The following is a 19,859-nucleotide window of genomic DNA, read 5'->3' as shown; positions in this document are numbered from 1 at the left end:
AATTATGTCTAATTTTGATGATTTAGCAATGGCGGTTGCTTCCTTTGGGGGCAACAATGCAGTAAAGTTTGATGATTTGGGTATGCCGTCAATTATGGTGGGTATTCCAAAAATGAAGTATTCCGACATTATCACCGGAGGAACACAGGAAACATTGCCGTGGTGGATTGTGGACGGGGTAGAAAAAGAAGTTATCTGGGTATCAAAGTATATTAACGTGGTAGTCAATGACCGTGCATATTCACTGCCAATGAAAGACCCTAAAGCATACATTGACTTTGACACAGCACTTGCAGTGTGCCGCAGAAAGGGTGAGGGCTGGCACCTTAACCAGAACGGCGTTTTTGCCGCTATCAATCTTTGGTGCATGAAGAATGGATTTACACCACGGGGCAATACAAACTGGGATAGAAGCTATGAAAAAGCGTATGAAAAGGGTGTAAATACATACGTTGACGGTTCACATGGCGGCGGCAGAACTGCAACGGGTTCTGGTCCGGTAACATGGAACCATGATGGAAGCCCGGCTGGAATTGCCGACCTTTGCGGCAACTGCTGGGAGTGGGTATCTGGTATGCGCATTGTAGATGGTGAAATTCAGATTATCCCATACGGAAACGCCATGAAGTCTGACTGCAACATGGGCGCAAATAGTACCGAATGGAAAGCAATTAAGCCGGACGGTTCACTGGTAGCACCGGGAACAGTTGGAACGTTAAAGATTGACAGAACCAGTGCGAGTGACGCAACGCTGCGTATCAACACAAGTGTCACAACACAGACAACAGACAGCAACGACACAAGCGTGCCATTCAAAGACACAAAGGCAGTAAGCGGCGTAACCATTCCGCAAATTTTGATTGCGTCGGGCTTATATCCAGACGCAGGACAGACGACGCCGGGCAGATTTTGGGCAAGAAATAACGGCGAAAGACTGCCTTTCCGGGGTTCGGGTTTCAACTACACTTCCGACGGTGGCGCTGGTGCGCTGGACTTGAACTACGCCCGTTCTCTCGTCAGCCACAATGTGTCCTTGCGTTCCGCTTTATATGAATAACTGGAAACTGGGAACTGATAAACTGCGGGGCTTACGGCAGTAAGCCCCATACTACAAAAATACAATAAAGGTGGTTTAAGAAATGCCGGAAAACACAACAGAAGAAAGACCGCCGCAGCTGGACAATGTGCGAGATAACGCCACACAGGAAGACTTCAAAATGAAAAATAAAGTGTGGGAAATGCTGGAATATGCAGGACCACAACTTGAAGAATTTCCCAGAGCAAAAAGAGGGCTTGCACAGAAGATAGACGGAACCATGCTGGATATTTTGGAATTGGTCATAATGCTTGAAAACAAGCACTATAAGAAAACGACACTTGGAGAACTGGACACGAAAGTTGATGTGCTGCGGCATTTGATAAGACTTGCGGCGAGTACAAAATACACACGTAGCGGCAAACCGTGTCTGCCAATGAAGAAATATGAAATGATGGCAAGATATATCAATGAAATAGGCTGCATGGTGGGCGGCTATTATAAATCACTGAACGGCAGCACTTCCGGGAATGGGAGTGCTGCAAAATAAGACTGGTAAAAGGCAGGGTAACACCTGCTTTTTATATTATGGGAATAAGCCGTTAATAGAGGACTTGCCGTGCCTATCCGGGGTTCGAGTTTCAACAACACTTCCAACGGTGGCGCTGGTGCGCTGAACTTGAACAACGCCCGTTCTAACGTCAACAACAATGTGTCCTTGCGTTCCGCTTCACCCCATTTCTGCCAGCAGTCGTGCCCACAAGTGGACACGTCCAGTGCGCTTGGGTTAAAGGGGTTTATTTCCATTCCAAAGGCTGCCAGCCGGGAGCCGTAGGAAAAAGATTGAATAGCCGTAAAGATAGTTAGTAAGCCGCAGGGCTGAAAGTCAGAGCCGGGAAGACTGGCGCTGAATGTATATATCACGTTTGAGTTGCGGAAGAACCGCAATTTGATTTGTACGGCAGATTTTAACAACAGGAGGGAAAAGAAATTGCACAAAATCAAAAACATTTTCCCTATGATTTACGACTTTGAAAATCTTTTCAATGCGTACAAAGCCGGGATAAAGTGCAAACGGTACAGACCAGATGTAATGGCGTACACGGATAAGTTAGAAGAAAATCTGATTGAATTACAGAATGAATTTATCTGGCAGACATACACCGTGGGACGCTACAACATATTTTATGTTTATGAGCCGAAAAAGCGCATGATTATGTCACTAACATTCAAAGACCGTGTGGCGCAGCACGCTATATATAGCCAGCTGAACCCATATTTTGAAAAGCAGTTCATTTCTGACAGCTACGCTTGCAGAGTAGGCAGGGGAACACACAAAGCAGTCAACCGCCTGCATGATTGGTTGAAACAGACTGACCGGAAACCGCAGCGTTTCTATTATTTGAAACTGGATATTGCAAAGTATTTTTACAGAATAGACCATGAAGTATTGATGGACATTTTGCGGAAGAAGATTGCTGATGAAGATTTGTTGTACGTCTTGTCAGTAATAATAAACTGCGAAGACACAAACTTTGGTCTGCCGCTGGGTGCCGACATTGGCGACGTGGCGTTTGATGAATTGCTGGGAGAAGTTGGGCTGCCTATTGGCAATCTGACTTCACAAATGTTTGCGAATTTGTATTTGAACGAACTTGACCAGTTCTGCAAACACAAACTGCACCTGCATTATTACATACGCTATATGGACGACATTATAATTTTACACCCAGACAAAAAGTATCTGGAAAAGATAAAGAATAAGATTGCGGACTTTCTGGGAAACAAGCTGCATTTACAGCTTAACAAGAAAACATGCATAAGACCAACCAGCATGGGTATTGAGTTTGTGGGCTTCCGTATTTGGTCAACACACGTAAAATTGCGCAAGAAGACGGCAAAGAAGCTGAAACGTAGATTGAAATATATGTTTGCAGCATATCACGCCGGAGAGATTGACAAAGATACACTGGATAGGTCCGTTGCTTCATACCGGGGCATATTGCAGCACTTCAACAGTTACGGTATGCGCCAGAGCCTAAACGAACTGTACTTGCAAGAAATGGGCAAGCCATATCCAGAACCGGAGAAGAAGCCAGCCAACAAATGCGGTCTATTCTGCGGATATTATGGCAGCACTGATGATTATATCAGACAGCAGCCGGAGAAAAAGGAGGTGACGGACAGTGGAAGCAATGCAGACGCTTAACCCAGCGGACGTCTGGGAAGTGGTACAGAAAGCTATTGTGTGGCTTGCGAGGATTGGAATTGTTATTGACCTCACGCCGGGAATTAAAGTGCAGCCCGTGCGCTGGTTAATCAAACAGCTGGGAAATTTGATGAACCACGACATGAAAGAGCAACTGGACCAGCTGCAAAAGGATTTTACAGACCATAAGGTTGACAGCTGGCGCATGGAAATTCTGGAATTTCAGAGCAGTTGCATAAATCATAGGCGACACACAAAAGAGGAGTTCGACCACATCATTGATATACTTGCAAAGTATGACAAGTACATCAAGGACCACAAGTTGACCAATGGACAGGTTGACGTTGCGCATGAATATATTCTGGAAATTTACAAAGAGTGTATGCGCACAAACGACTTTGCTTTGATAAAGACAGAGCCGGAAGAAACATAACAGGAGGTACAAGAAAAGCAGCATGAAAAGTTTAATATTTTTCATTATCGGTTTTGCACTGGCATTTGCAGTGCTTTTTTTATGCAATTTACCGCATTTCAGACGCTTGCGAAAGAAAAGAAAAGAGGAATTGCAGGAACACCCAGAGCGCAAGACCGGGGCAACAAAAATCATTATCTTTTCCATTCTGGCAACCTACTACATAGCGTTTGGCGTGGGTGTGTGGGTTGTGGTGGCAAAAGATTTTTACCAGCTATCCGTTTTACTGACCTTTGTTGGCGGGGTAACTGCTGCCGCAGTAGCTTTCTACTGCTGGAAAGCAAAGGCAGAAAACCTGCTGAAAATCAAGGCAGCATACCCGGAGTTGTCCGGCACGCTGTCTGATTTTTCAAGCATGACGCAGTAAAGAAAGAGAGGTGCAGGACATGGGACTTGCAGGAAACACAACAGCTGAAAAGATTTGGAACTTTTTAAAATCAAATGGGCTGTCCGATTGCGGGACAGCCGGACTAATGGGGAACTTGTTTGCGGAAAGTGGGTTGAACCCGCAGAATTTGCAGAACAGCTATGAAAAGAAGCTGGGACACACGGACGCAAGCTACACGGCGGCGGTGGACAACGGCAGCTATACGAATTTTGCAAAGGACGCCGCAGGCTACGGGCTGGCACAGTGGACATATCACACCAGAAAAGCCGCCTTACTGGAATATGCAAAAGCAGCCGGGAAGTCTATTGGTGACATGGAAATGCAACTGGGGTTCCTTATGAAAGAATTGACAGAGGGCTACAAAGCCACATTGTCAGTATTAAAGACGGCGCAGACTGTGGCGGCTGCTTCCAATGCAGTTTTGACACAGTTTGAACGCCCGGCAGACCAGAGCGACACGGTAAAGGCAAAGCGTGCAGAATACGGGCAGAAGTATTTTGACCAGTACGCAGCAAGAGCCGTTAGCAATAAAGAGAATGGAGGTACAAGCAATATGAATGTATCAGAAGTAAGAAAGAAATTTGCTGCGAGAGCAGCAGCCTATGTGGGAGTAAAAGGGGGCACGGCGGCACACCATGCAATCATTGACGACTACAACAGGCACAAACCACTTGCCAGAGGGTATGCGGTGAAGTATACGGACGCATGGTGCGCAACCTTTGGTTCAAAGATTGCCATTGAAGCTGGCTACACAGACATTATTCCTACGGAGTGCGGCTGCGACGCCCAGATTAAATTGTGGCAGAATATGGGGCGCTGGTGTGAGAATGACGCAAAGGTGCCGGAACCGGGCGACTACATCTATTATGACTGGGACGACAACGGCGTTGGTGACTGCACAGGAAGCGCAGACCATGTGGGCATTGTAGAAAGCTGCAACGGTCACACTATCACTGTTATCGAGGGCAACAAGTCCAATGCAGTTGGTAGAAGAACGCTGGAAGTCAACGGGCGCTATATCAGAGGATTTGGCGTGCCGGACTTCTCAAAGAAAGCGACAGCCAGCAGCACACCTGCAAAGCCTGCGACACCAGCGCAGCCAGCACAGGGAGCAACCGGGGAACAGGTTTACACAGTGCAGAGTGGTGACACGCTTTCTGGTATTGCTGCAAAGTATGGTACAACCTACCAGAAGTTAGCAAGCTACAACGGCATTGCAAACCCTAACGTCATTAGCGTGGGTCAGAAAATCAAAATTCCGGGAAGCGGCGTGCGTACATACACCGTGAAAGCTGGTGACAGCCTTTGGGCTATTGCAGCAAAGCAGCTGGGCGACGGCAGCAGATACAATGAAATTAAGACCATGAACGGTCTTTCAAGTAACACAATTTACGCTGGGCAGACATTGAAATTGCCTGCATAATCACGGGAGGAAAAGAAAATGGATAATGTTATTTATGCAGCTGTATATTTTGGCGTGACGCTGGGTGCGTTCCTGCTTGGAAAATATGTATTTCCGAACATTCCAAAGACCGTGACGGACAAGCTGGCGTCACTGTCTGAATGGGCAACACAGTTTGTGGAATGGGCAAAAGAGTTCAAAAAGGGTCAGACCGGGGAAGAAAAAATGGCAGCAGTTGTAGAGCAGCTGAAAAAGATTGCTGATGAAGCCGGGCTGAATGTCACGGAAGAACAGCTGAAAGCCATTGCCCAGACTGCATACAATGCAATAAAAGCCGGAGAAAAAGAGAGCGCAACAGCAGAGCCACTGGCAGCAGTCGCAGCAGTTCCGGCAGCAACGGTTGTGATTAACACAGAGAAAGTGGCAGTTGCAACAGACAACGTGCCGGAGGGAGCAACAGAGGTGAACGCAGACGGAACAGTGAACATTTATGACGCTGCCGGAAATATCACTGGTTGTATTCCGAAAGAGGAAGCAGAGAAAATGGCGGCGGCAGTCACAAAGATTGTTGATGAAAAAGGAAACACACTGGCAGACCTCAAATAATACCGCCAGCGTCGCACAGAATAAGCCAGAATAAAGCAGAAAGACCGCAAGTGGAGAAATACACCACCTGCGGTCTTTTTTACGTTTACGGGGCAAATACAGCGTCATTTACATTGTGCCGATAAAATCGGAACTGGTCAGCGCCCAAAACTGCGCTGCGTGTATGGTTGGAAACTTTGGAATTTCCCATGTGATACTATCATACACAATTTTGTATATACCGTCCTTATTTACTGTCAGATAGTATTTATCATTATCACTTTTACGGTCTGCCGGGTGCGTGTCCTGCACCATGAATGAAAGACCATTCTTTCTAAAGCGTCTATTATAAGATTTTCCCATATACAATCACCTCATTTCAAAAATTTCTTTTTCTTCATACTCAACAAATTTGCGGCGGGTTCCGGCTGGCACCTGCAATTCATTTCTGAATTTGTACCCGGCAGAGAGTTTGAGGAAGTCCACAACGTCGGTTTCGGTCTGCTGGTCCATATCATCATAAAAGTATTTTAATTCAACGGAGGTTGCACCGTATGCGTTGGCGAGTTCCCGGAACATTGCCCGTGCGCTTGAGGTAGTTGTCATGGAGGGAATACCCAGCCAGTGTTTAGAGTTGTCAAACCGGGCAATAACAGGTCTGTAATTGCTGCGGTTGAAAGAAATATCATTGAGCGTCCATTTTAACTTTTTCATATCATCACCATTCTTTCTGGGCGGCAGCAGCGCCGCCCGTGCTATTGTTAATCAAGATAACATTCCATTGAAATTGGATATTGCGCTTTCAGCTTTTCAAAAGCTGCCTTTGTGACACGGTAGCTGCGCCAGTTCTCAATTTTCTTCTGGCAGCCGTCAACCCAGTGGGCTTCAACTTCCGTTATGCCCCTGCCTTTTAATTCAAGCGGGGTATCAACAAAGTAGTGTTTGCCATAATATGCAAGGCTGGCTTCCATTTTGACTTCCGGCTTGCGCTGTCCCATTTCCGGGGTGTAGCAGTGAAGCCCGTTTATTCTATCTTCCATGTAAATAATTTTTCCCATATCGTTTGCCCTCCATGTGCTTGATTTCTTTAACTGTCTTTATTATATACTTACGGAAGTATAAAAGCAATGGGCAGAATAAACAAATATACTTCCGTAAGATTGTATAAAATGTATACTTCCGTAAGAAAACAAAGTGTGATATACTGAATAAAACAACAGGAGGTGCAGACAATGCCAGATACAACAGAAAAGAAATATATACCAAGAGGACCTGCGGCGACGGTAGCAAAGAATAAATACCGTGATAGCAATTATGACCGCATGGAACTTGCGGTGCCAAAGGGTATGAAAGCCCGTATCAAAGAAATAGCAAAGGTGCAGGGCTATTCTTCCCAGAACAACTATGTTGTGGAAGCGGTGAAAGAGAAATACAAGCGGGACACCGGGGAGGAATTGACGTGGCAGAAAGAGTAAAAGAACAGGAATTTGAAACGGGCTTTTTGCATGGCTGGGACGGCTCGGACTGTATATATTATACAGACGAAAAGTGCCTATATTATAATGACGCAGAAGCACCGTGCCACCATTGCCACCACTACACAAGGAAGACACAACAGAAAGGGGGAATAGTCTATGGAATATAGAATGAAAGATATTATGGAACCACCAAAGACATTGGAGGAGCAGAAGAAAGAAGCCAGAGAAGCGGCAATGGCAGCAGGAGCAGAGGTGCTGGGCGAAGAATGGAAGCCGGGAACACTGGAAAACGTGAAAAGACAGGTTGAAAACGCCTACACAGATTTAAAAGGGTGTGGACTATACAAAGAAGAAAAGCATTTCAGAAATGGAATGGACCTCATGTATAATAATGTGATTGACATTATAAATTCAGAACTGGGGAGGAAGTAGCGTGGAAGAAAAGCGGTGCTGCATAATTCATAATTACTATGTATGCCCGGTATGCAAAACGGGGTACTGCAAACCGTTTGGAGAGGTGAAAACAAGACCAATACAGAAATGCAGGAAGTGCAATAAAACTGTTAGAATGACAATAAATGGAAAATAATTAAAAAAACTATTGACAATATACTTCCGTAAGTATATAATAAAGGCAGTTAAAGCAATAGTGCTTAACACAAAAAGTCAATACAATTCAATACGGAGGAAATCAAAATGGCAGAAATGACAAAGAAAGCATTAAACAAAATCAAGGCAGCAGCGTTCACAGAATTTAAGCAGGGTTTTTCAGAGGAAGAATTTAGAAACCTGTTCGCAGGCGGCAAGAACGTAGTGACAGCGTGGAGAATTACAGAGGGAACAAAAAGCAAGATTGTGATTACACAGTATGACACGCAGATTAACACGAACACTTTACAGCAGGACGGCTTCACAGAAGCAGCAACAGCAGAAAAGCTGTTCTATGCTGACCGCCAGACAAAGACACTGGAATTTGTAGGCAGAATGTAAAAAGACATTCCCGGCAGGTGGTAGGCTTGCCGGGAGGAATGGGGCATTGAATGATAAACAAAGAAGCGGCGGCAGAATTTGCAAATAAAAACTGCGTGCGGTCAAATTGCTTCATGTGCAGAGAGGGTGACAAGTACGAAACATACAGAAAATGTCCGTTTTTGCCGTTGAAGCTGATTGCAAGAGAAAGAACGGTCACGGAAGAAGACGTGCCAGACAATATGGGAGAATAACAAAACCCCGGCAGGCAGCAGGCTTGCTGGGGTTCGTTGCAGAGGGGTACACAGTCAGTGTGTAGCCTTTTTATATTTGTACTAACTTAACACTGCCCACAGGCAATCTTGATTCTAAGACCAGCGATGAGGTGATTGCACTGCTTAAAATGACAGCAAAAAAATATGGTCAGACGATTGTAATGATTACCCATGATGACGAAATCGCACAGGTCGCTGATCGCATTCTGGTGATTGAGGATGGACAGGTGGTGGATTTCAGATGAAGACAATAAGCAGGATTGCACATAGCAATGGCAAAAAGAACAAGACAAGAAGTATACTGATCATGATGTCCATATGTCTGACTACGATGCTGCTTGTTATCATCAGTACTGTGGGAAATGGGGTAATTCATTTACAGAAAAGTCAGGCGGCAGGCTCATATGGAAGCAATTATGGTCTGTTTGTTTCCGCAGACGGATCGCAGTTAAAAGAAGTAAACCGCCGTGCGGAAATAGATGCTACAGGCACTATGTGCACCGAAGGTATCATAAAAGGCAATGAAAAAGGCGGGTTTGTCTGCATGGATGAGACTGCAAAAAAAATGCTTCCCTATAATAAAGAATATGAGTTAAAGGAAGGAAAGTATCCGGAAAAAATGCAGGAAATTGCCGCAGGAAGAGCATTTTTCCGTGCAATGGGGTATGGTGATGTAAAAGTCGGGGATACGGTGACATTGGATTACCGCGCAGGGATGCAGTCAGAATATAAGTCGGAAGAATTTGTTGTCAGCGGAATCCTATATGATCGGGATGAGTATACCATCGAGGCATCTTATGTTGCTTTCGGGTCACAGGAGTTTTATGATGAGCACGTCGCAGAGAATGACAGACAGTATAATATTTATTTTACTTTAAATGATTCTGCAAATGTATCTATGAATAATATTGATTCGGTTATAAAGCAGATTGCAGCAGCTTGTGGGATCGAAGAAAAAAACGTTATAGTCAATGATCTCTATTTGCAATGGGTCTTGCAGCCGAGTTATGAAACGATTGCGGTATGCGGGGTTTTGATTCTTGCAATTGTACTTTTCTCTGTTGTGGTCATTTATAATATTTTTCAGGTCGGTATTGCCAACAAGATACAGGAGTATGGAAAAATCAAGGCTCTGGGAGCAACAAAAAAGCAGATGAAACAACTGATCTTCAGAGAGGGCATTTTTTTGACAATTTTTTCAATACCGGTTGGATTGCTTCTGGGCTTTCTGATTGCAAAATGCGGTTTTAACTGGCTGGTAGAACAGGGGAATCTTGTATCAACCGGAACTGACTCTATGGGAGTCCAAAATCAGCAGGTGTCACTGTTTTCCCTGCCTGTTATGCTTCTATGTATTTTCGTATCATTTCTTACCGTTGCTTTGGCACTGCGTAAACCAATGAAAATTGTTTCACGGATTTCACCTATCGAAGCAACACGGTATTTAGAAAATGCAGAAACACACAAAAAAGGAAAACGAAATGGCAGAAAAAATGTCACCGTGTTTTCTATGGCAATGGCAAATGTAATGGGTAACCAAAAAAGAACCATTGGTACCATCCTCACACTGGGGCTTTCCTGCGCATTGTTTGTGATTATTTCTAATTATGTGGGAAATATTGACACGGAGCATGAAGCACGTCTTTCCGTTAATCATGGACAATTTGAACTGCAGCTTGACTATTCTGCTGAGTATGATGAAAGATATCCGGAGAATAATCTGGATACGATTCTGACGGATAATCCATTGAATGATTCGCTGATCGAAGAAATCAAAAGCATTCCGGGAGTGACAGATGTCATGACGAGAGAGATAGTCTCTGTAAATCTGAACGGAACAAGATTTCCGGCTGATATTGTGAGCAAAAATGATTTTGATTTTATGCGCCAGGACGGGGATATTGGCTCTATGGACTATGATCAGGCGGTAAAGAATGGTGATATTTTCTTTGGCTGGTCAACGTGGATGGAACAAGATGGATATGCTCCGGGTGAATCCATTGCATTTGACTTTGAGAATGGAAGTGAAACCTATACCTATCAGGGAAAGATTGCAGGATCCTTTGTAAGCGCGGACACTTATCTTGTCATTCCAGAAGGTGTATACCGTTCCATGAATCCGAGAGGAACAGCCTATGGCTATCTGTGGGTGGACTGTGACAAAAAAGATGTGGCATCTGTGGAGCAAAATCTGAATACATTGATTTCTAATACTTCGCATATAAAAATGGGTACTTATCATGCGCAGTTACAATCTGCAGAATTCTCAGCTCGCACGATGAAGCTTGGCTGTTATCTGTTTATGGCGGTTGTAGGATTCATCGGTTTTATGAATATGGCAAACACCATGATCATGAATATTACGATAAAAAAGCAGGAATATGGTGTATTACAGGCTGTGGGTATGACAAATAAACAATTAAATTTATGTCTGCAGTTACAGGGACTGATTTTTACGGTTGGCACCATATGTGTAGCACTTGTCGTTGGTCTGCCACTTGGCTACGTGCTCTTTGCCTATGCAAAGCATAATGGGATATTTGGAATGAATGTCTATCATGTTCCAATTACACCAATTCTTGCTATGATTTTGCTGGTCAGCCTTTTGCAGATTGTGCTTTCCTGCGTTTTAAGCAGTAATCTGAAAAAGGAAACGCTGGTAGAAAGAATAAGGTATCAGGGATAGCAAGTAACCAGGATGTCACTCGGACAATGAGTGACAGCTTGGTTTGCGAGTATACGTCAAAAGATTCTGTGCCCTTGTATTTTCCCTTATCAGAGTTTGTAAACTTATATGGGAATATATAACACAAGGGAAAAAATAAGGGAAAGCTCACCTGCGACAAATCCAGTGTTTTCAAGGGTTTTCGGAGAATTTAATAAGAAAATATAACAGTTATTAAATCTCTTAAAACAGGTGAAATCTCAATCGGAATTTGATGAGGTGATAATATGAGCAAAAGTAAGAAGTTGACAAATACTGGAAGTTATAAACATCTTTGCAAATATATCATATCTATCAACTGTACACCGCCCTCATAAATTGGGTGGTCATAATTGTCAGTAAAGAAATGGGGAATCTTGTGAGAAGGAACAAACCCACATTTTTCATAAAATGGTATCGTCAATGGACTGTCACCTGTTCCAACTTGCAAAACAGAATATTCATCTGCATATTTACTGGCAAGAAAATCAATTAGTGCTTTGCCATAGCCCTTTCTCTGATTTTCCGGATCGACTGCGATATTCTTGATTTCAAGTATTCCATTACCTTCATCGGTAACAACACATTCTGCTTTTTCATCATTGTCTTCAAGCACATACATAGTACCTTTTTCAAGATAGCGCTCAACCATGCTCTCCTGTTCATCAGCTAATAACAATAATGATATAAATTGCTTTTTATTTTCGTTCACTTCTCGGATTTTCATATCCATTACTCCGTCAAATTGGAATTGATCGTGCTCTGTCTTTCGCTAATGCAACTCCATTTTACTGTGCAAACATAAGTTATGCCCGTCTCAAGATTCGCTTTATATCATCCAGATTTTCAACAAAAAAGATTCCCTCCTGTCGCTCGTTAGAAGATAATCCTTTTTCAATCATATGATTTAGAAGTGCTTTCAAATCATCGTAGTAACCGTTCAGGTTGTAGAGAATGCAGGGTGCCTCCAGATGTTTCAAAGACACCTTCGACATTACCTCTGCAATTTCCTCCAATGTTCCCGTGCCGCCCGGGAAGGCAATAAAGGCTTCTCCTAACTCAATCATTTTGTTTTTTCTCTCAGACATATCCTTAGTCACAATCAGTTTTGTCAGTCCATCATGTTGAAACTCATTTTCAATAAAAAAATTCGGCTCAACACCCGTAACATCACCGCCTGCCTTCAATACACTGTCTGCCAATGCTCCCATTAAACCACCTTTAGAACCGCCGTAAACAAGTGCATTTCCACTGTTTCCAATCCATGCCCCCAATTCCTCAACTGCTTTTCGTAAGCATGGGTCATTTCCTTCATTTGCCCCAAGATAAACCGTTATATTCATTAAAAATTTCCTCCTACAACTTCCGATTTTGGGATTATTTCTTAAACAGCTCAGAATGTGAACCAAGGCGATAAAGCATCAAAAGAAGAACTTCTCCACGAATCTCATAAATAAGCAGCCGGTCTGGTTCGATGTGACATTCACGCGTGCCTTTATAGTTGCCTGTAAGATCATGATCTCTGTATTTTGCTTCCAGCATACCGCCATTCGCCAGAATATCGATTACCTCAAACAGCTTATCAAGATTTTTATTTTGCTTTTTAGGTCAGTTTACAAGGAACTACACGCAGACCGAGAAACGGGCTGCTGACAACAAATAAAGGCTGAGTATCAAGCACCGGGAAAGTGCGGGATATTCAGCCTGTTTTGTTGTCAGGGGTTTCCAAAGAGGCTTGCCCCTTGGCACACGACTTTGCTTGCAAAGTGTAGTGTGTTATACGCTCTGTCGGCGTTGCTGCGAAAATGAAGTTGCCAACCGGGAGGGCAAGGGCATTTGAAGCGGCAGGAAAACAGGGCTGTGATTGCGTGGCGTAGAGCCGCAAGCGCAGGGCTGGTTTCGTCAGCAGACAGGGCGTATATGAAAGCTCCCGTCCTTCGTCCCATGCCGGACTTCGGGACAAAATGTCCCGAACTTGTGGACATACTCCCGCAGAAATTGAAATGGGCGGGAAGCCATTTTAGGGCTTTCCCGCCTTGATTACCCTTTAGCAAAGACGGGCGGGGCTGTCAACGGCGGCACATAAAATGTGCCGTTCATCTTGACCGTTGACTGGCTCGGCTGGCTTTGCTATTTTCCAGATAAAATGGTATTCATAGCGCAAATACGCCAAAAATTATTTACTTGTTCAAACTCAATTTTCAAATCTTGCTGAAAATGAGCGAGTAATGTTTGATTGTCCCATTCATATTGCGTATTGTTCCACGAGAGAAATCCCTCCACAAAAATTTTGTGATCAATATGAAATTGTTGAATACATTGCGTCGTTATAGATACGAATTTTTGAACATCGATGGAGGCAAACACACTATCAGGAACACCTGAAAATGCAACAAAAATTGCTCCACCAGAATGTGGACCTCTGTAATAACAATACTTATCAACTAAGCCGCAAGTTACGATAGACAGGTTATGCCCGTTGAATGTATCGTCCAATGTAAATTCTGCTGTCGTTAGTGGCTCTAAATTCCAGCGTTCCCCCACTACTTTTGCGTGTGTGGCTACCTGAATAATTTTCTCGGAAAATCCATTGATATTTTCCCATCCCCACAGCCATGTGTTACTTGATGTTGCCTCGCTTCCGATGAATTGAAGCGGATACTTTTGATTTCCAAAAAGTATTACGCCCTCTGAAAAATCAACATTCCAGTCCTGCCCCTTTACCACCTGCTCACTACAAGCAGTCTGTATTGCTATCATTTTACCTAAGCAAGCTGAAAACACTTGAAACCAATTTCCTGTATCAATATTGAGATGCTCAATCCAAATATTTTTTCTGTTATCCTGTTTTCTGGCTTTGCCCCAAAATCTCATCTGTATTTCCTCCGTAATATATTTCTTTTATTTCCTCCCCCGCTGGGGATTTGGATTTTTCAGCAAGTCCGACTTCTGTGCAATCTTTTTCAGCCACTTCTTTTCTTCTTCAGACAGCTTCTTCAAATTCAATTTGAGCCGCTTGCAGATAAACGCCAGCGATGCTTGCTCCGGGTCGCTGTCCTCTTTAGCGGTTTCCTCGGCGGTCTGCAAGAAATCTTCCAGCGGATTGTCCTCCGGAACGCTGAAAAAATCGTCCTTATGGGCTTCCCGCAGGTCGAGGGCTATCTTGTTTATGTCCTGCTGTATCACATAGCGGCAAAAGCTGTCATCGTCAATATGAGCGGCGATAAGCTGTCTTAACTGCGGGTCGGACAAGCCGGGATTGTGCTGCTTCATAATGGCTGCGCTCATAATATCCACAATGGCATTTGCGCTCTGTACCTGCTTGACTGCCGTTCCGTTCACATAGATTTCAAGGTCAGCCATCAGCCGGGGGAAATCCGGGTGTACCGCCAGCTCACACAAGAGGGAAGTATCCACCCGCCCACTTTTCAATAGTTCAATCATATCATCACTCAAGCGCAGGTCTGCAAGATCGGCGTTTGGGTGATTTTTTGTTTTAGAGCGTCCCAGCAGGTAATCAACGGTCACTTCATAAACCTTTGCCAGCTGGATAAGGGCATGGTGGCTGATGTCTTTGAGATTGTCTCCCTCATAACTGCCTAAAGCAGATTTGGAAAGATGAGTTTCCTCCGCAAGCTGTTCCAGCGTCAGCCCTCGTTCCACACGCAGGTCTTTTAAGCGTTCCTGTATGGATAGTTCCATGCACTCCCTCCTTGTCTGCCCGATAAATGGGAAGGTGTCGTATTAAATAAGTCTACCATTTTTCTTTTCCCAATTATCCAAGCGTACTTTCATAGTGTCTCTCCACTCTTCACTGGGGCATTTTGAAATTAAATTTCTATATTTTGAAAGCAATTCTGGTTTCATATATGTTTCAACTAAATGTAACAATGTCCATTCAACTTCATACATCGTACTTTCGGGAAAAATACCAATTAATGCCTCAACTTCTTCCTCTGTAAGCGGTGTTTTCACTTTTATAAGTAGTTCGTCATACTTGCTGACAAGCTCTCCTGCTGGATTACCTGTTAATGAGTCAGGCATTTGCCCAAGAGCTTTTAATTGAATGATTGTATCCTGCATTCGCATACTCCTTCTCGCTGTACTATTTTCATAGATTTCGATTTGTCTCTTTGTACTTATCACTTTACCACAATTCCGAGAGCGTGGAAATAGGCAGTTTTTTTGGCGGATTTCCTACCTTTCGGATATACGGGTCGGGCGGTCTTTTAGGTGTAGACTTAGGGTAGTTCATCGATGGACGGCACCTTGAAAACCAAATGACCGTCCGAAAAGGAATACCCCGGCAGGGGAAGCACCGCAAGGAGCCAACTTCTGGACACTTTGTCCAGAGGTCACTTCGGGACAACTTGTCCCGAAGCTGTGGGGAGCGTGCCAACGCCGGAACACGCCGCAGGAATGGGGCAGGAAGCCTTTTCGGAGAGAGCGGCAACGGAAAGCAAAATGGAGGAAACACATGAGAGAGAACCCATATAAACGACTGCCGCCCATAGAGCGCAAGCAAGACGGTTCCCTTTACCGCATGACACCGGCACAGAGGAAACAGGCAAACGCCCTGATCCGCCGGGAGTGCTGCTGTTATGAGGACGGGAACTGCATTGTCCTTGACGATGGGGACGCCTGCGCCTGCCCGCAGAAGATCTCCTGTTCCGTCTGCTGCAAGTGGTTCCGCTGGGCGGTTTTGCCGCTGGACGGGACGCTGGAAGCGGAGATTTTCCGGGATAAGGACACGAAACGCTGTGCGGTCTGCGGCGGTGTGTTCGTCCCTAAATCCAACCGGGCAAAATACTGCCCCGGCTGTGCCGCCAGAGTTCACAGGCGGCAGAAAACAGAAAGTGAACGGAAAAGGAGGTCTACTGTGGACAGTTAGGGGCTGAAAAGTCCTTGATTTTCAAGGCTTTGCAAGCACAGAACAGGGGCAGGTAATAGAAACTACCGTCTACCCCCGAAAACGGGCTTCTAACCGTCCACAAAACACGATATGACAAACACCATTTATATCCATCAGCCGGAAAAGGCGGTCAGCTTTACCCGGCTCCCGAATTTCCTCTTTGAAGCACCCACATTCACAGCTTTGCCCAATGAAGCAAAGCTACTGTACGCCTTTATCCTGCGCCGGACGGAGTTATCCCGCAAGAACGGCTGGGCGGACGAGTACGGGCGGATTTACCTGTATTACCCAATCTGCGAGGTGGTGGAGCTGCTCCACTGCGGGCGGCAAAAGGCAGTCAATACCCTGCGGGAACTGCAATATGCCGGACTGGTGGAGATCCAGAAGCAGGGCTGTGGAAAACCCAACCGCATTTTCCCAAAATCCTATGAAGCGGTTCCAAATACCGACTTCAAGAAATCCCGTTCTGGTACGCCGGAGGACTGAAAACCGCACTCCACAAGTACGATAATCAATCCTCTTGAAGTACGAAAACCGGACGGTATATAGAAATACAGAGATAAAAATATTGATTTATATTCTATCCATTCCCTTCCTATCCGAGATATTTTCTGCGGGATTTTCCTGTGAAAAAAATCCCGGAAGGGAAAGGAACGGGGAAAGGAGTTTATGGCACAACACGCAATTTTGCGATTTGAGAAACACAAGGGCAATCCGGCAAGACCGCTGGAAGCCCATCACGAAAGGCAGAAAGAGCAGTATGCCAGCAACCCCGACATTGATACCAGCCGGAGCAAATACAATTTCCACATCATCAAGCCGGAGGGACGCTACTACCACTTCATTCAGAGCCGGATTGAACAGGCGGGGTGCCGAACCCGCAAGGACAGTACCCGGTTTGTCGATACGCTCATTACCGCCAGCCCAGAGTTTTTCAAGAAGAAGTCGCCAAAGGAGATACAGGAATTTTTCCAGAGGGCGGCTGATTTCTTAATCGGGCGGGTAGGCCGGGAAAATATCGTGTCGGCGGTGGTACACATGGACGAGAAAACGCCCCACCTGCATTTGACCTTTGTTCCGCTGACAAAGGACAACCGCCTGTGTGCAAAGGAGATTATCGGCAACCGGGCAAACCTGACAAAGTGGCAGGACGATTTTCACGCCTATATGGTGGAGAAATATCCTGACTTGGAGCGTGGGGAAAGTGCCAGCAAGACAGGCAGGAAGCATATCCCCCCCCGTCTGTTCAAGCAGGCGGTCAATCTATCCAAACAGGCAAGAGCCATTGAAGCCACGCTGGACGGCATTAACCCGCTGAATGCCGGAAAGAAAAAAGAGGAAGCCCTCTCCCTGCTGAAAAAGTGGTTCCCACAGATGGGGAATTTCTCCGGGCAGTTGAAAAAATACAAGGTCACAATCAATGACCTGTTAGCGGAAAATGAAAAGCTGGAAGCAAGGGCAAAAGCCAGTGAAAAAGGCAAGATGAAAGATACGATGGAACGGGCAAAGCTGGAAAGCGAACTGAAAGACATTCAACGGCTGGTAGACCGTATCCCGCCGGATATACTGGCGGAGCTGAAACGGCAGCAGCGGCAGCATGGAAAGGAAAGGTGATTTTATAAGTACCACTATCAGATACAAAAAGGAAACGGAAGTCGTGACTTTTCAAGGCAGGGAAATCACGCTGGAAAACCTCTCCCCGGTGTTCACGCCGGAACAGGAAGCGGTCAAACGCCGGGAACTGGAGCAGCAGCTTTATGAGGTGTTCCGCAAGTATGCCGACAAGCGGCAGAGTGAGGAAGCCGGGGCATAAGGTTTTCCAAAGCCATCGTTGATTTGCGGAGCTGCTGGCGGTATAATAAAACTGTCAGCAGCTCCGTTTCTTTTTTAAGAAAAGGAGCGACAATATGAACAATCGAATAGACGCAATCTATGCAAGACAATCGGTAGACAAAAAGGATAGCATTTCCATTGAAAGCCAGATTGAATTTTGCAAATACGAATTGAAAGGCGGGAACTGCAAAGAGTACAAGGACAAAGGGTATTCCGGGAAAAATACGGAGCGTCCACAATTCCAACAGCTTATGCGGGATATTGAAAGCGGCCTTGTGCGGAAAGTGGTGGTTTACAAGCTCGACCGCATCAGCCGTTCCATTCTCGACTTTGCGAAGATGATGGACTTCTTCCAAAAGTACGAAGTGGAGTTTGTGTCCTCTACGGAAAAGTTTGATACCTCCACCCCGATGGGGCGGGCGATGCTGAATATCTGTATCGTGTTCGCCCAGCTTGAACGGGAAACGATACAGAAGCGGGTGACGGACGCTTATTATTCCCGCAGCCAGCGAGGGTTTAAGATGGGTGGAAAAGCCCCTTATGGCTTCCATACAGAGCCAATCAAGATGGACGGTATCAACACAAAGAAGCTGGTGGTAAACCCAGACGAAGCGGCAAATATCCGGCTGATGTTCGAGATGTACGCCCAGCCCACAACCTCCTACGGGGACATTACCCGGTACTTTGCCGAACAGGGAATTTTATTCAACGGCAAGGAACTAATACGCCCCACGCTGGCGCAGATGTTACGCAATCCTGTCTATGTGCAGGCAGACCTTGATGTGTACGAATTTTTCAAAAGTCAAGGGACAATCATTGTCAATGACGCTGCCGATTTTACCGGCATGAACGGCTGCTATCTGTATCAAGGGCGGGATGTGAAGCCCAGCAAAAAGAACGACTTGAAAGACCAAATGCTGGTACTGGCTCCCCATGAGGGCATTGTCCCCTCCGACATCTGGCTGACCTGCCGCAAGAAGCTGATGAACAACATGAAAATCCAGTCTGCCCGGAAAGCCACCCATACATGGCTGGCGGGAAAAATCAAGTGCGGAAACTGCGGGTATGCCCTTATGAGCATTAACAATCCTGTGGGAAAGCAATATCTCCGCTGCACAAAGCGGCTGGACAATAAAAGCTGTGCCGGGTGCGGGAAAATCATCACTTCGGAGCTGGAAGCGGTTGTTTATCAGCAGATGGTGAAGAAGCTGGCAAGCTACAAAACGCTGACGGGCAGAAAGAAAGCGGCAAAGGCAAACCCGAAAATCGCCGCCCTGCAAGTGGAGCTTGCCCATGTGGACGGCGAGATTGAAAAACTGGTGGACAGTCTGACGGGCGCAAACAATGTGCTGCTCTCCTATGTGAATGTGAAGATAGCGGAACTGGACGGACGCAAGCAGGAACTTCTGGCGAGGATAGCGGATTTGACGGTGGAAGCCATCAGCCCGGAACAGGTCAGCCAGATTTCCGGCTACCTCGACACTTGGGAGGATGTATCCTTTGATGACAAGCGGCGTGTGGTGGATTTGATGATTACCACCATAGCCGCCACAAGCGACAGCTTGAATATCACATGGAAAATCTGACGGGCGGAAC

General features: G+C 45.4%; 26 protein-coding genes and 2 pseudogenes. 19 read left to right on the top strand and 9 right to left on the bottom strand.

Going from position 1 to position 19,859, the window contains the following annotated elements; all coding sequences use genetic code 11:
* Positions 1-4: 4 nt before the first annotated feature.
* The 7 genes from DXD12_RS09270 to DXD12_RS09240 all read left to right on the top strand — a co-directional run bounded on the left by DXD12_RS09270 (position 5) and on the right by DXD12_RS09240 (position 6,113).
* Positions 5-1,057 carry a hypothetical protein gene (locus DXD12_RS09270; protein ID WP_118638186.1) on the top strand — a complete coding sequence of 351 codons (1,053 nt, stop codon included), beginning with the start codon at positions 5-7 and terminating at the stop codon, positions 1,055-1,057.
* Between the two features lie 82 nt (positions 1,058-1,139).
* Positions 1,140-1,586, top strand: coding sequence for a four helix bundle protein (locus DXD12_RS09265; RefSeq protein ID WP_081338262.1), 447 nt, complete (start codon positions 1,140-1,142; stop codon positions 1,584-1,586).
* A 615-nt stretch (positions 1,587-2,201) separates the two neighbouring features.
* A complete protein-coding gene (locus tag DXD12_RS09260) occupies positions 2,202-3,245 on the top strand; it encodes a reverse transcriptase/maturase family protein (protein ID WP_243105369.1) in 1,044 nt (347 codons plus the stop codon).
* Positions 3,223-3,678 carry a hypothetical protein gene (locus DXD12_RS09255; protein WP_118638182.1) on the top strand — a complete coding sequence of 152 codons (456 nt, stop codon included), beginning with the start codon at positions 3,223-3,225 and terminating at the stop codon, positions 3,676-3,678. The genes DXD12_RS09260 and DXD12_RS09255 overlap by 23 nt, the downstream gene beginning before the upstream one ends.
* Positions 3,679-3,700: 22 nt before the next feature.
* Entirely contained in the window at positions 3,701-4,084 is a 384-nt protein-coding gene (locus DXD12_RS09250) for a hypothetical protein (protein ID WP_118638180.1), read from the top strand.
* A 19-nt stretch (positions 4,085-4,103) separates the two neighbouring features.
* Positions 4,104-5,528: a phage tail tip lysozyme gene (locus DXD12_RS15430; RefSeq protein ID WP_207665264.1), complete on the top strand. Its 1,425-nt coding sequence runs from the start codon at positions 4,104-4,106 to the stop codon at positions 5,526-5,528.
* A gap of 18 nt (positions 5,529-5,546) precedes the next feature.
* Positions 5,547-6,113, top strand: a complete 567-nt coding sequence (locus DXD12_RS09240) for a phage holin, LLH family (protein ID WP_118638178.1) — start codon at positions 5,547-5,549, stop codon at positions 6,111-6,113.
* Positions 6,114-6,221: 108 nt separating this feature from the next.
* On the opposite strand, the gene DXD12_RS09235 is transcribed toward DXD12_RS09240, so the two are convergent.
* The 3 genes from DXD12_RS09235 to DXD12_RS09225 are packed head-to-tail and all read right to left on the bottom strand — an operon-like array spanning position 6,222 to position 7,150.
* On the bottom strand, positions 6,222-6,455 hold the full coding sequence (locus tag DXD12_RS09235; RefSeq protein ID WP_118638176.1) for a hypothetical protein: 234 nt from the start codon (positions 6,453-6,455) through the stop codon (positions 6,222-6,224).
* Positions 6,456-6,461: 6 nt separating this feature from the next.
* Entirely contained in the window at positions 6,462-6,806 is a 345-nt protein-coding gene (locus DXD12_RS09230) for a hypothetical protein (RefSeq protein WP_118638174.1), read from the bottom strand.
* Between the two features lie 47 nt (positions 6,807-6,853).
* Positions 6,854-7,150, bottom strand: a complete 297-nt coding sequence (locus DXD12_RS09225) for a hypothetical protein (protein WP_118638172.1) — start codon at positions 7,148-7,150, stop codon at positions 6,854-6,856.
* A 174-nt stretch (positions 7,151-7,324) separates the two neighbouring features.
* Between DXD12_RS09225 and DXD12_RS09220 the strand changes: the two genes are divergently transcribed.
* The 7 genes and pseudogenes from DXD12_RS09220 to DXD12_RS09195 all read left to right on the top strand — a co-directional run bounded on the left by DXD12_RS09220 (position 7,325) and on the right by DXD12_RS09195 (position 11,500).
* Positions 7,325-7,567, top strand: coding sequence for a hypothetical protein (locus DXD12_RS09220; protein WP_118638170.1), 243 nt, complete (start codon positions 7,325-7,327; stop codon positions 7,565-7,567).
* The gene (locus tag DXD12_RS15160; protein ID WP_147354021.1) at positions 7,552-7,737 is read left to right on the top strand and encodes a hypothetical protein; all 186 of its coding nucleotides are present in this window, start codon (positions 7,552-7,554) and stop codon (positions 7,735-7,737) included. Before DXD12_RS09220 ends, DXD12_RS15160 begins: the two co-directional genes overlap by 16 nt.
* Position 7,738: 1 nt before the next feature.
* The gene (locus DXD12_RS09215) at positions 7,739-8,002 is read left to right on the top strand and encodes a hypothetical protein (RefSeq protein WP_147324182.1); all 264 of its coding nucleotides are present in this window, start codon (positions 7,739-7,741) and stop codon (positions 8,000-8,002) included.
* 264 nt (positions 8,003-8,266) lie between these two features.
* A complete protein-coding gene (locus DXD12_RS09210) occupies positions 8,267-8,560 on the top strand; it encodes a hypothetical protein (RefSeq protein WP_117469265.1) in 294 nt (97 codons plus the stop codon).
* Between the two features lie 50 nt (positions 8,561-8,610).
* Positions 8,611-8,793, top strand: a complete 183-nt coding sequence (locus DXD12_RS09205) for a hypothetical protein (RefSeq protein WP_117469266.1) — start codon at positions 8,611-8,613, stop codon at positions 8,791-8,793.
* 95 nt (positions 8,794-8,888) lie between these two features.
* Positions 8,889-9,059, top strand: a pseudogene (locus tag DXD12_RS09200) (ABC transporter ATP-binding protein); the annotation flags it as partial.
* Positions 9,056-11,500: an ABC transporter permease gene (locus DXD12_RS09195; RefSeq protein WP_118638168.1), complete on the top strand. Its 2,445-nt coding sequence runs from the start codon at positions 9,056-9,058 to the stop codon at positions 11,498-11,500. The pseudogene DXD12_RS09200 and the gene DXD12_RS09195, both read left to right, overlap by 4 nt.
* A gap of 301 nt (positions 11,501-11,801) precedes the next feature.
* Here the strand turns inward: DXD12_RS09195 and DXD12_RS09190 are convergent, their stop codons facing one another.
* The 6 genes and pseudogenes from DXD12_RS09190 to DXD12_RS09155 all read right to left on the bottom strand — a co-directional run bounded on the left by DXD12_RS09190 (position 11,802) and on the right by DXD12_RS09155 (position 15,601).
* Positions 11,802-12,245, bottom strand: coding sequence for a GNAT family N-acetyltransferase (locus tag DXD12_RS09190; RefSeq protein WP_118638166.1), 444 nt, complete (start codon positions 12,243-12,245; stop codon positions 11,802-11,804).
* Positions 12,246-12,324: 79 nt separating this feature from the next.
* A complete protein-coding gene (locus DXD12_RS09185) occupies positions 12,325-12,861 on the bottom strand; it encodes a TIGR00730 family Rossman fold protein (RefSeq protein ID WP_107001131.1) in 537 nt (178 codons plus the stop codon).
* A 34-nt stretch (positions 12,862-12,895) separates the two neighbouring features.
* Positions 12,896-13,123, bottom strand: a pseudogene (locus DXD12_RS09180) (type II toxin-antitoxin system YafQ family toxin); the annotation flags it as partial.
* A 525-nt stretch (positions 13,124-13,648) separates the two neighbouring features.
* Positions 13,649-14,392 carry a DUF6882 domain-containing protein gene (locus tag DXD12_RS09165; protein WP_118638160.1) on the bottom strand — a complete coding sequence of 248 codons (744 nt, stop codon included), beginning with the start codon at positions 14,390-14,392 and terminating at the stop codon, positions 13,649-13,651.
* Between the two features lie 27 nt (positions 14,393-14,419).
* Positions 14,420-15,220, bottom strand: a complete 801-nt coding sequence (locus tag DXD12_RS09160; protein WP_118638158.1) for a helix-turn-helix transcriptional regulator — start codon at positions 15,218-15,220, stop codon at positions 14,420-14,422.
* Between the two features lie 42 nt (positions 15,221-15,262).
* Positions 15,263-15,601: a hypothetical protein gene (locus DXD12_RS09155; RefSeq protein WP_002606601.1), complete on the bottom strand. Its 339-nt coding sequence runs from the start codon at positions 15,599-15,601 to the stop codon at positions 15,263-15,265.
* A 394-nt stretch (positions 15,602-15,995) separates the two neighbouring features.
* Here DXD12_RS09155 and DXD12_RS09150 point away from each other — a divergent pair, with 394 nt between their 5' ends.
* The 5 genes from DXD12_RS09150 to DXD12_RS09125 all read left to right on the top strand — a co-directional run bounded on the left by DXD12_RS09150 (position 15,996) and on the right by DXD12_RS09125 (position 19,849).
* Positions 15,996-16,409 (top strand): cysteine-rich VLP domain-containing protein, encoded by a 414-nt coding sequence (locus DXD12_RS09150; RefSeq protein ID WP_118638156.1) that lies wholly within the window; start codon positions 15,996-15,998, stop codon positions 16,407-16,409.
* A gap of 111 nt (positions 16,410-16,520) precedes the next feature.
* On the top strand, positions 16,521-16,916 hold the full coding sequence (locus tag DXD12_RS09145) for a replication initiator protein A (RefSeq protein WP_118638154.1): 396 nt from the start codon (positions 16,521-16,523) through the stop codon (positions 16,914-16,916).
* Between the two features lie 183 nt (positions 16,917-17,099).
* The gene (gene mobV / locus DXD12_RS09135; RefSeq protein ID WP_118638262.1) at positions 17,100-18,044 is read left to right on the top strand and encodes a MobV family relaxase; all 945 of its coding nucleotides are present in this window, start codon (positions 17,100-17,102) and stop codon (positions 18,042-18,044) included.
* Positions 18,028-18,243 (top strand): hypothetical protein, encoded by a 216-nt coding sequence (locus DXD12_RS09130; protein ID WP_118638152.1) that lies wholly within the window; start codon positions 18,028-18,030, stop codon positions 18,241-18,243. Before mobV ends, DXD12_RS09130 begins: the two co-directional genes overlap by 17 nt.
* A 94-nt stretch (positions 18,244-18,337) precedes the next feature.
* Positions 18,338-19,849 carry a recombinase family protein gene (locus DXD12_RS09125; RefSeq protein WP_118638150.1) on the top strand — a complete coding sequence of 504 codons (1,512 nt, stop codon included), beginning with the start codon at positions 18,338-18,340 and terminating at the stop codon, positions 19,847-19,849.
* Positions 19,850-19,859 lie beyond the last annotated feature (10 nt).

Source organism: Clostridium sp. TF11-13AC (genome assembly GCF_003481065.1).
In the GTDB taxonomy this organism is placed as follows: domain Bacteria; phylum Bacillota; class Clostridia; order Lachnospirales; family Lachnospiraceae; genus Otoolea; species Otoolea fessa.
Note: the sequence above shows the minus strand (reverse complement) of the source record. Positions and strands in the feature narration are given on the sequence as shown.